General features: G+C 68.2%; 6 protein-coding genes and 1 tRNA gene. 5 read left to right on the top strand and 2 right to left on the bottom strand.

Annotated elements, in window-relative coordinates; all coding sequences use genetic code 11:
* Window positions 1-16: 16 nt before the first annotated feature.
* Window positions 17-9,364, bottom strand: a complete 9,348-nt coding sequence (locus NA3_RS33670; RefSeq protein WP_062968721.1) for a type I polyketide synthase — start codon at window positions 9,362-9,364, stop codon at window positions 17-19.
* A gap of 383 nt (window positions 9,365-9,747) precedes the next feature.
* Between NA3_RS33670 and NA3_RS33675 the strand changes: the two genes are divergently transcribed.
* The 5 genes from NA3_RS33675 (at window position 9,748) to NA3_RS37365 (ending at window position 13,908) form a co-directional block, all read left to right on the top strand.
* Window positions 9,748-9,829: transfer RNA gene (locus tag NA3_RS33675), tRNA-Leu, on the top strand.
* A 155-nt stretch (window positions 9,830-9,984) separates the two neighbouring features.
* Window positions 9,985-10,419 (top strand): hypothetical protein, encoded by a 435-nt coding sequence (locus tag NA3_RS33680; RefSeq protein WP_062968723.1) that lies wholly within the window; start codon window positions 9,985-9,987, stop codon window positions 10,417-10,419.
* A 5-nt stretch (window positions 10,420-10,424) separates the two neighbouring features.
* Entirely contained in the window at window positions 10,425-11,450 is a 1,026-nt protein-coding gene (locus tag NA3_RS33685) for a tyrosine-type recombinase/integrase (protein WP_062968725.1), read from the top strand.
* A 50-nt stretch (window positions 11,451-11,500) separates the two neighbouring features.
* On the top strand, window positions 11,501-12,346 hold the full coding sequence (locus NA3_RS33690; RefSeq protein WP_062968727.1) for a DUF2637 domain-containing protein: 846 nt from the start codon (window positions 11,501-11,503) through the stop codon (window positions 12,344-12,346).
* A 950-nt stretch (window positions 12,347-13,296) separates the two neighbouring features.
* The gene (locus tag NA3_RS37365; protein ID WP_157126623.1) at window positions 13,297-13,908 is read left to right on the top strand and encodes a hypothetical protein; all 612 of its coding nucleotides are present in this window, start codon (window positions 13,297-13,299) and stop codon (window positions 13,906-13,908) included.
* A gap of 108 nt (window positions 13,909-14,016) precedes the next feature.
* Here the strand turns inward: NA3_RS37365 and NA3_RS33695 are convergent.
* The coding region (locus NA3_RS33695) for a hypothetical protein (RefSeq protein WP_218021940.1) at window positions 14,017-14,295 on the bottom strand (279 nt) is incomplete at its 5' end.

Raw genomic sequence — 14,295 nt, forward strand, 5'->3', positions numbered from 1 at the left:
CCCGGGCCCGATCTCCCTACTTCTCGGCCTTCCGGTTACCAGCCAGTTCGCCTGTGCCGCAGGAGCCGTGGGCCAGATACAGCCCCTCGGCGCCCAGGCGGGCCTCCGCCGAGAGCAGCACGTCGGCCTCGAGCTGACGGATCTGCTTGGCCGGAGTTCCCTCGCCGCCGAGACGACGGTCGGCGGGCCGCTCGTAGAGCGGTTCACCACCGCACATCGCCTCGACCAGCCGCTGACGGCCGGCGAGCCGGCGTTCCTCGGCGCGGCGCAGGTAGTCGTCGCGACGCTCCGGATCCAGCGCCTCGACGAAGGCCTGCGGATGCACGACCGCCAGCAGACCGGAGACGTGCCCGAACCCGAGCGAGGTCACCAGACCGGCCTTGAGCGCGAACCGATCCCCGAACCGCAGCGGCCGGCGCGGCCACACCAGATGCGGATATTCGGCCATCTTCTCGTCGACGCAGTCGAGGCTGCGGTTCGGCGGAATCACGCCCTGCTCCAGCACCTGGCACAGCCCGATCAGCTGGAAGGCAGCCGCACCGCCCTTGGCGTGACCGGTCAGCGACTTCTGCGAAATCACGAACATCGGGGCGCCTTCGGAACGTCCCAGCGCGCCGGCCAGCCGCTCGTGCAGCTCCGATTCGTTGGGATCGTTGGCGGCGGTGGAGGTGTCGTGCTTGGAGATCACCGCGATCTCGTCCGGGGTCACGCCGAGCTTGCGCAGTTCGGCGGCCAGCCGCGATTCCGCACCGCCGCGGCCCGCGCCGAGCGCACCCAGTCCGGGAGCGGGAATCGAGGTGTGCACACCGTCGGCGAAGGACTGCGCGAACGCGACCACGCCGAGGACCGGCAGGCCGAACTCCGCGGCGATGTCACCGCGGGCCAGCAGAACCGTTCCGCCACCCTGGGATTCGACGAACCCGCCGCGGCGCCGGTCGTTGGCCCGGGAGAAGTAGCGGTCGCTGATGCCCTTGGCGCTCATGGCCGCCGAATCCGCGGTCGCCGACATGTCACCGAAGCCGACGATGCCCTCGATACCGAGATCGTCGTAACCGCCGGCGACCACGACCTCGGCCTTGCCGAGACGGATCTTGTCCACACCCTCCTCGACCGACACCGCCGCGGTCGCACACGCCGCGACCGGGTGGATCATGCCGCCGTAGCTGCCGACGTAGGACTGAACCACATGCGCCAGTGCGACGTTCGGCAACGCCTCCTGGAGGATGTCGTTGGCCCGCGGCTCACCGAGCAGGTTGTCGATGTAGAGCGAGCGCATCGACGACATACCGCCCATACCGGTGCCCTGAGTGTTGGTCACCATCGCCGGGTGCACCCAGCTCATCAGCTCGGCGGGGCTGAAGCCGCTGGACAGGAACGCGTCCACGGTGCAGACGATGTTCCACAGCGCCACCCGGTCCACCGAACTCGCCATATCCGGCGAGATGCCCCAGCGGGTCGGATCCCAGCCCTCGGGGATCTGGCCGCCGACGGTGCGCGACAGCTTCGCCTTGCGCGGCACCCGAATCTCGGTGCCCGCCTGGCGAATCACCTGCCAGTCGCTGGAATCGGCGACCGGGTTGATCACGGTGTGCTCCGGATCGGCGGCGTAGAACGCGCGTGCCTCGGCCTCGCTGTTGACCACGAAGCTCAGATCCCGGTCGAGGAAGACCGAGGTGAGTAGCGGCGCCGCGTTGTCGGTCATGGCACCGTCGTCGCCGTAGCGGCGGATGCCGCAGCGCTGCACCACCGCGTCGTGGTAACGCTCGGCCAACTCCGATTCCTCGACGTATTCGCCGCTTTCGGCGTCGTACCAGCCCGGCTTCGGGTCGTTCTCCCAGGTGACCAGACCGGTGGTCCACGCCAGCTCCAGCACGCCGGCCGCGGACAGCTCGTCGGCGACCTCCATCTCGAAGCGCGTGCGCGCGGAACCGTAGGGCCCGAGCTCACCGGCGCCGACGATCACGACCATATCGGCGAGATCGGCGGTCACAGCGCCCCATTCGGGAGTCGGCAGCGCCGAGGTGAGCGTCGGCGGCACCGGCAGCGCCGGGACGGTCGCCCGCTCGTCGGCGATCGCCTCCGGGTCGCGCTCGACGTCCTCGGCCAGTGCCGACAGGTCCAGCTTCGCACCGGCCAGCCCGCCGGTGAGGTCGATCTGCTGCGGTCCGGTGGCGGTCACGGCACGAGCCCGCGACGTGCACCACTTGAGCAGCTCGTCGGCCATCTCCTGGGTGGACCAGGTGTGCACGCCGGCCTTCTCCACGGCCGCGACCAGCGGATCGTTGTGACCCATCAGGCCGGTGCCGCGCACCCAGCCGATCATCGCGTGCACCATGGTGACGCGCTGCGCCCACGACTTCTCCACCCGCCACTTGGCGATCACCGCGTCCAGCGCGGCCTTCGACTCGCCGTAGGCGCCGTCGCCGCCGAACATGCCGCGGTTGGGCGAACCCGGAAGCACCACATGCAGTTTCGCGTCCACGTCGTGGTCGGCGCCGAGGGCGGACAGGCCGCCGATCAGCCGTTCCACCGACCACAGCAGGACCCGCATCTCCATTTCGGCGCGCGCCCCGGCATCGGCCAGATCGCCGGCCACCCGCGGGGCGGCGAACGGCAGCAGCAGCGTCGGGGTCATCGCGGGCTTCACGAGCACCTTCGCGCCACCGGCGTTGTCGGTCTGCTCGTTGCCGACCCAGTCGATCAGTGCGTCGATATCGGAGTAGGAGGCCATATTCGCCGGCACCACCCACAGCGCGGCCCCCGCGCGAGCGTGCTCGCGGTAGAGCTGCTTGTAGAAGGCGAGGCGGTCGTCGTCGAGCTTGGACGTGGTGAGAATGACGGTCGCGCCGCCGGCGAGCAGCCGGCCCGCGATCGAGGCCGCGATGGACCCCTTGCTCGCGCCCGTGATCACCGCGGTATCGGCGGACCAGACACCCTCGTCGGTGCTCAGGGCCGCCTCGGCGATCCGCTCATAGGTACGAGCCAGCACCGAACGCGCCTCGCCCATAGCGAGTTTGCGCCACCACTGCGCCTGCGCCGCAACGGCCTTACCGGCTCCGACGAAGCTGTCGACCGTGTCCTCGCCCGAACCACCCAGCCACAGGGTGGCCAGATCCTCGCGGGCGGTCGCCCAGCGGTCGTCGATCAGCACGGCCTTGCGGGCGTCGAAGGCCGGAGCGACCAAACGCGGCCAGTCCGAACCCAATTCGGCCGAGACCAGGTCGACCAGCGATTCGTCGCTCGCTTCCGGCGCCGACACCTGGTCGGTGAGGCCCAGCTGCTCGAGCACCACCCGGGCGGCGGTCGCCAGCACACCGTCGCGACCGGTGATCTGCTCGGTGAATTCACCGAGGGCGGCCGCGTCGACCGTGGCGCCACCGCCACCGCCCGCGGCCGGCAGCGCGACGCTGATTCCACGACGCGCGGCCACGGCCTGCACGGCGGCGTCGATCGCGGCATCCACCGCGGCGCCGTCGCTCAACGCGCCGGAGACCAGGCCACCGAGATCCCCGCCGCGCACGCTGGCGCCCTCGCGGGTGCCCAGCGACACCTCGGCGGTGACGTGGTGGGCCCAGCCGTCGCCGAGCTGCCACACCTTCTTCACCCGATCGGTGATCGCCGCCGGGCGCTTACCCGAGGGACCGAACACCTTGCGCAGGTGGTCGCCGATGGCGTCGGACAGCACCGAGCCGAACGGCTTGTAGGTGCGGGCCAGCCGGTCGACGGTGGCCGACAACGCGCCCATATCGGCATCGGCGGCGCCGTCGATCGCGCCCAGCGACAGCTCGGAGCCGAGGTCGACCAGCAGCTGGTTCCGCCGCGAGGAGACACCGTCGCACAGCGCCTCGATGGTGTCCACGGGACCGATCTGGTCCAGCCGGAGCTTGGTCCACAGCGCGATCAGCACGCGGGTGGCGTCGGCGGCGGTGAAGGTGATGTCGTCAGGGCGGGGACCACCGGAGGCGGCGGCCGGAGCCGGCGCCGGGGCGGCCGCGGCGGCCGCCGCGGCCGGAACCGCCTCGGCCACAGTCTCTTCCGGCTCGTCCACCGGCGCCGGATCGGTATCGGTGGAGTAGACCACGCCGGCCTCGCGCTCGATGTTGAGCACCTCGACCTTGGTGGCGGAGTACTGCGGCAACTTCAGGGTGTTGCTCGCCAGGTTCGCCACGGTCGGCGTCGCCGCCAGGCCGATCTCGACGAACCGCTCCACACCGAGGCCACCGCGTCCGGTGTCGGAGAACAGCAGATCCTGCGTTTCGATCCAGCGCACCGGGCTGGCGAACTGCCAGGCCAGCAACTCGATCAGCACCACCCGGCACAGTTCTTCCGGACGCGCGGACCACGACTCGAAGTCGTCGAGCACGGCACGCAGCGGCTCCGACGGCACGTAGTCGGCGATCTCGGCGATGAAGTCGCGCTCCAGCGAGAACGGCCGCGGCACCAGGTTCGGAATGTAGCGCCCGGCAAGGATTTCCGGATGCAGGTTCTCCGGCAGCAGCTCCTCGAGCTTGTGCCGGAACTCGGGCACACCCTTGCGCAGCACCGTCGAGTGGAACGGCACGTCGATGCCCGGCACCAGCACGAAGGCGCGCTTACCACCGAATTCGGCACGGCGGCGCTCGATCTCGGCTTCCAGCTCCTCGAGACCGGCGACGGTACCCGCGATCGCGTACTGCGAACCGCGCAGGTTCAGGTTCACCACCTCGAGGAATTCCCCGGCGCGCTCGCCGACACCGGCGACGAAGTCGATCACCTCGGCGTCGGGCAGCCCGATCTGCGACGGGCGGATGGCGGCCATCCGATAGTCGCTGCGGCCCTGCGCATCCCGGGGCACCAGCTCGTGCATGGCCGATCCACGCTGGAATACGACCTCGAGCACGGCCTCCAGCGGAAGCACCCCGGCCACGGCGGCCAGCGCGTTGTACTCACCGACGGAGTGGCCGGCCAGCATCGCGCCCTCGACGAACGCACCGGCCTCCCGCAGCTCGGCGACCTGCGCCACGCCCAGGGTGGCCATCGCGACCTGGGTGAACTGGGTCAGATGCAGAACACCCTGCGGGTGGCGGTATTCCACGCCGCGGGCCTTGAGATAGGTCGGGTTGTCGCGCACCACGGCGAGGATCGAGAAGCCCAGGGCTTCCCGGGTGTGCTTGTCGGCGCGATCCCACACCTGCTTGGCCGCCTTCGACCGCGACCGGGCGTCCAGTCCCATCCCCTTGGTCTGGATGCCCTGACCGGGGAAGGCGTAGACGGTCTTGGGGGCCGCGAGCCGGGCGGTCGCGGTCATCACCAGATCACCGCCGGTCCGGCAGGACACCTCGACGATCTCGCAGCCGCGGTCGACGGCGATCCGCTCGACGCGCACATCGATCTGCGCGCCCGGCCGGACCATGCCGAGGAATCGGGTGGTCCAGGCGGTGACAGTGCGTGCGGGCAGCGGAGATTCGGGATCCACCGCCGAGACCGCGTGCTGGGCCGCGGCCGACAGCCACATGCCGTGCACGATCGGGCTGCCCAGGCCCGCGAGTTTCGCGGCGGCGCTGCTGGTGTGGATCGGGTTGTGATCGCCGGACACCTCGGCGAAGGCTGCCATGGCCCGCGGCGCGGTGAGCGTGACGTCGCGACGACGCCGGCGCGGGGTTTCGGTCGCCTCCTCGGACACGGTCCCGGCCGCGCGCGGCGGATCGGTGAGCTCGCCGGAGCCGTTGCGGCCTCGAATCGCGAAGCGTTCCACCAGCGTTGCGACGGTCGGCGTCTCCAGACCGTGATCGCGCATGACGCCGACGGTGACCCGCACCTCGACGACGCGGCCCAGATCGGTGTCGATCACGGACGCGGATTCCGCGCGAACGCTGAGCACCGCCGGATCAGCGGGCAGCTCACGCACGAGGTCGACCTGGTGGTCCAGGTGCACCAGATCCAGCATGCCCTCGATAACACTGCTGACGCTTCCGTTTTCGCCGTGGGCGCGGCTCGCGCCCAGCACCGCGAACACGGCCGGCCAGCAGGCGCCGACCAGCACGTCGGGAACCCGGCGGCCGATGGTGCTGAGGCCCTCCGGCAGACCCGAGCCGGTCACACCGGCGTGGTCGGCGACCATATCGGGCGTCCACGCCAGATTCACGTGCGCGACGTGAATACCGTTGGCGGACTTGACCTCCGGCAACGCCTGCCCGGCGGCCACGGCGAGCAGGGCCGACATCGCGGTCTCGGCATCGGCTTCGGTCACCACCGGTGCGCCACCGTTGTAGACCGAGCCGGGCACGGTGATGCGGATCCGGACCTCGTTCGCGGACGACAGCGGAACGGTCAGCTCGACGTAGGCGTGGTCGGCGTCCGGCCCGGTCGCGGGAACCAGTGTGGCGCCGGTCGGCCGGTGCAGCGCGCCCTGGGTGTCGACGGTCCACTCGTGCAGATCACCGAGCCGGTGCACCGGATTGGTAGTGGTACGCCCCGCCCACTGCACATCGGGCGCGGCCAGCACGATGTCGATGGCGCCGGAACCGATGTCGGCGCGGCGGCGGCCGTCGACGGCGGCGGGGGTGACGCCGCCGCGGATCAGCGTGTACGCGGTGTCCTGTTCGAAGCGGTCGAGGAGTTCACCGACCGGCTCGTCGACGCGGGTGATGCCGGCGACCGACACGGTGCCGGGGATCACGCACACCTGGTCGGCGGTGTAGCGGGGGTCGTGAGCCTGCCACAGCGAGTCCGAGCGCCACCACCGGCGCACGTCGGCATCGACGACCGGCACGAAGTTCACCGGCTTGCCGGGGGTCTTGCACAGCGAGACGAAGAACGGCACATCGGCCGGGTGCAGGACCGTGTCGGCGGCGGCCGGGTAGTGCTCCTTCAGCGTGCAGATCACGTGCACCGGCCGTTCGAAGACGCTGTCGTCGTCGAACAGGGTCGGGATGCGGCCGCGGTCGGCGGGGTTGAGGCGGCCCTCGGCGCGGCGCACCATCTCGGCGAACCGGTCCCGCCAGGTGATGTCGGCCCACACCGAGCGGGTCGCGTCGGCGATCGCGTCACCGAGGTCGGTGCCGCAGTCGAAGCCGTCGCGACCGGCGCGCTGATGTTCGGGCAGCAGCGCGGCCAGCTCGACATAGCGCTCCAGCCAGCGCAGGTAGGTCATACCGGCGACATCGCCGAAATACGGCTTGGCGGTGCGGTCGAGCGCCTCGATGATCTCGTCGCGGCGCGCGGCCACGGCCTCGGCGTCGCCGGCGACCTCGTCGAGCAGACGGCCGGTGCGCGAGGCGGAGTTGTCGATCTCGTGAATATCGGCGCCCAATTGGCTACGGCCGGAAGCCATTCCGCCGGTGGCGGTCCCGGCGGCGACCCAGTCGGGGGTACCGGGGGTGTCGACCAGCAGCTGCTTGACCTCGGGGGCGGTGGTGGCCTCCAGGGTGGCCATGGCCGCGGTGCCGACCAGCACGCCGTCCAGCGGCATCTTCGGGTAGCCGTGGGAAACCGACCATTCGCCGGTCAGGTATTCGGTGGCCCGCTCCGGGGTGCCGATGCCGCCGCCGACACAGACCACGACGTTGTCCCGGTTGCGCAGTTCGGCGTAGGTCTCGAGCAGCAGGTCGTCGAGGTCCTCCCAGGAGTGGTGGCCGCCCGCGCGACCGCCCTCGATGTGCATGATCACCGGGTAGTCCGGGACCTCGTCGGCGATGCGCAGCACCGCGCGGATCTGCGCGACGGTACCGGGCTTGAACGCGACGTGGGTGATACCGGCCTCGGTCAGCTCGGCGATCAGCGCCACGGCCTCGTCGAGTTCGGGGATGCCCGCGGTCACGACCACGCCGTCGAACGGAGCGCCGGCCATGCGGGAGCGCTGCACCAGTCGCTTACCGCCCAGCTGCAACTTCCACAGGTAGGGGTCGAGGAACAGCGAGTTGAACTGCACGGCCCGGCCGGGCTGCAGCAGGGTCTTCAGCTCGGCGACCCGATCGGCGAAGATCTGCTCGGTCACCTGGCCGCCACCGGCCAGCTCGGCCCAGTGGCCCGCATTCGCCGCGGCGGCAACGATTTTCGCGTCGACGGTGGTCGGGGTCATACCGGCCAGCAGGATCGGCGACCGGCCGGTCAGGCGGGTGAAGGCGGTTTCCACCACGATACGGCCGTTGGGAAGACGAATCGGCTTGGGCGCGAACGCATCCCAGGACGGCGCGACCTGCGGCGCCGCGCCCGGGGTGAAGAGGCTGCGCTGACCAGGCCGGGTCGCAGCGGCGACGATGCCCACGCCGGTGCCCTTGAGCGAACCCTGGGTCAGGCGGCTCAGCAGATCACCCGGGCCGATATCCAGAATCCATTGCGCGCCACCGGAAACGGTGTCGTCGACGATCTGCACCCAATCCACCGGGTCGACCAGAATGCTGCGGGCGAGCTGCGCGGCGAGGTCGGTGTCGATCTCACACTGCGCGGCCCAGGCCGACACCAGCTCGACGGTCTCGGCCAGCGCGGGGTGGTGGAAAGCGACCTCGACCTGGACGTCCTCGAAGACCGGGGCGAACACCGAGCCGCCGCGCTTCTTGGCATCGCGATCACGGCCCTGCTCGGCGTTGATCTCGGCGCAGCGCTGCCGCACCCGCTCCAGCTGGGCCACGGTGCCCGACAGCACCGCCCGCCGGCGGCCGTTGCGAATCGACACCACCGCGGCGACGTTCGGGTCCACACCTTCAGACACCTCGGCGACGACCGCACGCAGCTCGTCGGGGTCGACATTGGACACCGCGACCATCGGCGATTTGTCGCCGACCGGAATGAGAGCGCGCCGGCGCGCGACCAATGTGGCTGCCGCGCCGATCAACTGGGCCAGCGCGAGCAGTTCCGCGTCGCGCGCACCGTGCGCGGTCGCGGCCTCGGCGGCCAGCAGGCCCTGGGAGTGACCGATGATGCCGGTCGGCGCGTGCTCGGCAGGATCGAGCCCCTGCATCCGCAGCGCCCGCAGTGCGGCGACCTGCGCGAGGAAGACACCCGGCATCGAGACCGCGGCGGAGCGCAGCGCCTGCGCGGACGGCGCCGCCGACTCCTCCCCTTCCTCGCCGTCGGCGAGCTCGTCCTCGAGCATCCACGCGATCGGATCGAAGCCGACGGGCCGGACCACCAGCAGCTGCGCCGCCACCGGTTCCAGCCGTGCGTCCGCCTCGCGCACGAGCGCGGTCAGCTCGGGCTCGAGCGCACTGTCGCGTCCGATCTCCTCCAGCTCCCGCAGCCACTGCGCACCCTGCCCACCGAAGGCCAGCGCGTACTTCTCACCATCGAGCAGGCGATCCAGCAGCGACGACTTGATACCCGTATCCGAAACTCCCCCAACGACCTTCGCGTTCGTTCCGGTCCCGGTGTGTTCGTTGATCGTCAAGACGTATCGACTTCCTTCTCGTGGCGGCTCACCCCGCGGGGCCCGCTCTTGCGTGCACAGGCGTCCCTCACCCCTGAGGACCTGACGAAGCCTCAGGTTCGCACAAAATCATGAGGAAAGCCTCACGTTTCCCCCGCCCCCGCACCCCTACCGTCGAGTATTCCGGTACGCACGTACAAGAACACCCCCAAACATGACCCTCCCTCATGTTTGAACCCCCAGGTGGCAGGGTTACTCGGAAGTCAGAAAGTTGAGGGTTCCTCATATTGGGAGTTGCCAAATCGTTATAATCCCAGTTCGTGTTACCCGTGGGTACACGACACCCCCGCGCGGCTTCGCGATCCGCGCCCCGGCCGGTAGAGTTTGGACGGTCGTACCATCACGCGCGAGTGGCGGAATTGGCAGACGCGCTGGATTTAGGTTCCAGTGTCCTCGGACGTGGGGGTTCAAGTCCCCCCTCGCGCACGATTTCGTGTCACTGGTGACACATTCGGCGTCCGCGTGGTTGAGCGCACTCGACCACGCGAAGGAATTCCAGTGTCGATGTGTGTTGACCTGCAGTGTTTTCCGGCACGGATGCCGGATCCCGTCTCCGATTTCCGGCTCGATCGTGGCTGGGGGTGGTGCGCGTGATCGCGCCGGTGATCCCCCCGCAGACCCCGCTGCAACAGTTGATCGAGGGCGCCCGGTTCCCCCACCCGTCCCCGGTTCGCGTGCCGAGCGCGGACGTGATGTACGGGATGAGCACGGTGGGCGAAGCTGGGCGGGTCTTGGACCGGAAAGTGTTCGCCGGGCTCGGTTGGGCACCGGGTACCAGGCTGACCGTCCGGTGCGACGATCACGGCGTACTCGTGGCCTCCGCCGACCCCGAAGGCTCGGTTCTTGTGCGCGAAGGCTTTGTTCGCATTCCGTACCGGCAGCGGCGCCGGGTGAATCTGTTCGTCGGTGACCGTGTGCTGCTGCTCGGCAGGCAGACCCGTCAACGACTCGCCATCGCCCCTCCGGCTGCGATGGAGGAACTGTTCGCCGCCGGCCTGGCCTTGCTGGAGCGGTGACAGCGATGACCACCATGACGTCGGCGGAGACCGTCTCCGCCGCGCGAGTCCTGTTGGCCCAGATGGGCCTCTCGCCCGCCGATCTCGTCGAGTCGCCGGCATCGGTTCCGACCTTCGCGATCATCGTCCCCCAGGTACGTACCACCTTGAAAAGCGGAACGCTGCGTACCTACGACACCCACCTGCGGCGACTCGAAACCGAATGGGCGGCACGCCGGTTGGACGAGCCCACCCAAGCCGACCTCGAAGACATGGCACGAGCCGTCCAAGAACGCGCCCGCACCAACCGGGCGTCGCGCGGCGGGGGAAGCGCGGTGGAGCACTTCGTCGGCGCGGTCCGCTGCGTGTACCGGTTCGCCGAGAAGAACGGCTGGATCCGGGCCAGCGACAATCCAGCTCGCAAGATGGCCAAGCCGACGCGCAAACCTTCCCATCGCTATGCGATTCCCTCGCCACGATTGGCCGAGATCTGCGCTGTCGCGGCGGCTACCGGCAATGATCCGGAACTGGACTCGTTGATCTTGCGCCTGCACGTCGAGACGGCGTGCCGCCGCAGCGGCGCGCTGGCGCTTCGACCGCACGACCTCGATGCAACCCAGTGCCTGGTGTGGTTGCGAGAAAAAGACGGCACCGACCGTTGGCAGCCCGTTTCACCGACCCTGATGCGCCACCTGCTTCAGCACGCCGCCGACCGTGGTGCCTCGCAGTCGGAACAGTTGCTCCGATACAAGAACGGAAAACCCATCTCCTCGCGGCGCTATGACCACATCTGGGCGCGCATCGGCGAAGAGCTGCCGTGGGTGGCCGTACAGGGCGTGACCATGCACTGGCTCCGGCATACCACCCTGACCTGGGTGGAGCGCACCTTCAGCTACGCCGTTGCACGTGCCTACGCCGGGCACGACGGCAAGACCGCGGGCACGACGGCCACCTACGTCAAAGCCAACCTGCTCGAAGTCGCCACCGCCCTCGCCGTACTCACCGGCGAGCCCCACCCTCTGTCCACGGCCGAAGGACCTACGGCCACATGAACACTGCCGCGTGCACACCGGAACCCCGCTCGCCCGAAGGACCACACCACATGCCCGCACCCGACACCACTGTGCGCACGCCGCCTCCGTCGAGCGCCCCGGAACACGGGGATAGACCCGACCGTGCGCACGCCTTCTTCTGGTGCGTGCTCGTCGCATCGGCGACGGTGAGCATCACCGGCAACGCTGTGCACGCCGTTCTGCACGCACCGGCTCCGCCGATCGCCGGTGCGGTCGCGGTCGTCCCACCGATCGCGTTACTGACCGCTGTGCACGGTGTCACCGTTCTACAGCGAAAGCAGGTGCACAGCACCGCCGCCCACCGGCTCACCGTCGTACTGACCGTCCTCATCGCGGCCGGAGCGTTCTGGCTGTCGTTCACCGCATTGCGGTCCCTCGCCGAACTGGCCGGCATCCCGCACAACCAGGCATGGCTGTGGCCGCTGATCATCGAAGGCTCGATGACCCAAGCCACCGTCGCCCTCATCTCGATCACACAACCACCCCACAACACCAGCACCCCAACAGAAGACGCAGCACCCACCACACCGACGATGCCCGCTACACCACCGGATCCGTCACCGGCCCTTGCCGACGACACCGTGCGCACGTCGGCTGAGGGGTTGGACGGGCGGGTCGAGTCCGCACCGAGCACAACACAATGGAGCGACATCGCCGCGGCCATCTGTGCACGCGATCCCGCCGGCCGGCGCAATGCCGACCAAGTTGCCCAAGTTCTGGAATTGCATTACAGCGAGGGACTCAATGCCACCGAAATCGCAAAACGAACCCGCCGCAGCAGATCAACCGTGAGCAGAATCCTCACCCACACGAAGGCGCTCGACCTCCCGCCCGTCACAATGTACGACCGGAAACAATCCGACCTCCAACCGTGAGTGCAGAAACATCGCTTCGATGATCAGCACGAGTTCGCCAATTGCACGGCACACGTACACGCGAAAGAAATCCCCTATGTCTGCGCACTAGATACACGATTGAGGTCAATATCGGGTTCGGTCGCTACTCTGCTAATTATCGAAAGATACGTTTACCCGACTGCTGGAGCGGGTCTGCGCGCCACTGCTTCGCTGAAATCTGTTCCACCTCCGCTGTTCTAGGAACCGGGCAGACGCTCGCCTGACCGGCCGATCAGGGCATCGAGGATGGCGCCCGGCACGAAACCTGTGCCTTCACATCGGCGCTTCGCAAATCGGGGCCAGCAATAGAACTGCTCCTAGCGAAGCCGCTGAATGGTGGCTAAACTCGAAATTAGACGGACAGCCTGAAGGGGCGCAGAAGTGCATACAGGGATGTATCGCAGGGGCGTTCAGAACAGCGTAGAAGGGGTTAGGGGAATCGAACCCCTAACCCCTGCCTCACAAAAGTCGAGCTGAGCCGTTCGATGCAACGTCTCCGCCGGTAGCAACAGGAATTTCACGAAACTTCGCGCAATTTTCCGGCGCAAACCATACCCGTTCTCTGCTGACGCCGTCAATATCTCCTCCCTGCTACTGACGGCGTCAGCAGACCGATCGACCACACGTGACGGGTCCCAGCAGACGGCGTCGCTATCAAGCACGCTGGACGCGCACGCGTACTTCAGGGATTCGCGCAAATGACGGACAAGCGTCCCCGACCGCGGTTCGCGTGATGTACACCACATTTCTGTCGCAGATGAGGAGGTACGTGCCCGATGCGTGACACAACTGTTCGTTTTACCTATCGACAGGCTCAGAGTGGAGGTGTTCGATGGACACAACCATCTCGCCACCGGCTACGAGCAGAGACGTTGTTGCGCACCTGCGATCTTCCCGGCGCAGCGGCGGTCGGAGGGGATCGAAACCTCATGAGCGTCGATATCTCTTGTCCCTCTTGCGGTTACGACGATTGCGTGCAGAGCGTTCCCGCGATCCGCGCTTCGGGAACTTCGACGGTGTATGACACCGACTACTACTCAGGTGTCGGAGTGAGTTCGTCGGGTCTGGTGCCGGTCATGGGCTCCTCGCTCGTTGAGCGAACGCAATCCAGTTATCTGGCCCAATCACTCGCGCCCGAGCCTGGCTTCCGGGGTGCTGGTCGCCTCACAACCCTCGCAGTGGTGCTGAGCTTGCCAGCGGTCGTGTATTTCGCCGCTGCGGGCGTGCTGATTAGCCGTCCACATCCGGACGTCTCGACTGCTTCGATTTTGATTGGGGCTTTTGGTTTTGCGCTTTTCCTCGCGCTGCCGTCGTTGCTGATTTTGTGGTTCGCGTTCCGGAGACTGCGACGGTCGGCTCGGATTCGCCGCGGCGCGCCTGCGGCTTATGCGGTGTGGCGCGCAGGGGTGTACTGCCATCGATGTGGCATGTGCTTTTGGCCCTTCGCGCCCGCCGCTGGAATCCCGGTGCGACATCCGGTTTCCCCAGGCGGTTTCCAGGGGATCGTCTGGAACGCCGGGGGTTACCTCAACGACGCGTGATCACCCGTAAACAACGCTCTTAGGACTTCACTGCCGCAGGCCCGGCGTAGTTCGCTTGCGCACCGTTTGGTCGGCGATCCCGGCGGCAGGGCATTTCCGGGTTCCCAGTTAGGGCGATTGTTCTGCCGATTCCACGGACGGCTGCGGCTCGTTGAGCGGTGGCTCGCTCTCAGGATGTGCCGTCTGCACGCCTGGTTCGGGCTCTGCCCGCCCGGCGGCACGTAGTTGCCGCGCGTTCTTGACGCTGATTTCGAGTAGTTCGGCGATGTCGTCGGTGCTGCATCCGTGCTCGTTCATGCGCGCCACGGCCGAAGTCTGCCTGGTGTGGTGCACGGCGATTTCGGTTGCGGCGGCCTGTTCGAGGTGACCGATCTTGTCGTGCAACGC

The organism is Nocardia africana NBRC 100379 (assembly GCF_001612635.1).
Lineage (GTDB): Bacteria > Actinomycetota > Actinomycetes > Mycobacteriales > Mycobacteriaceae > Nocardia > Nocardia africana.

Excerpts from the sequence above, each read along its gene's own strand:
- NA3_RS33685 (WP_062968725.1), top strand. The coding sequence starts at position 10,425 with ATGACCACCATGACGTCGGCGGAGACCGTCTCCGCCGCGCGAGTCCTG.
- NA3_RS33690 (WP_062968727.1), top strand. The coding sequence starts at position 11,501 with ATGCCCGCACCCGACACCACTGTGCGCACGCCGCCTCCGTCGAGCGCC.
- NA3_RS37365 (WP_157126623.1), top strand. The coding sequence starts at position 13,297 with ATGAGCGTCGATATCTCTTGTCCCTCTTGCGGTTACGACGATTGCGTG.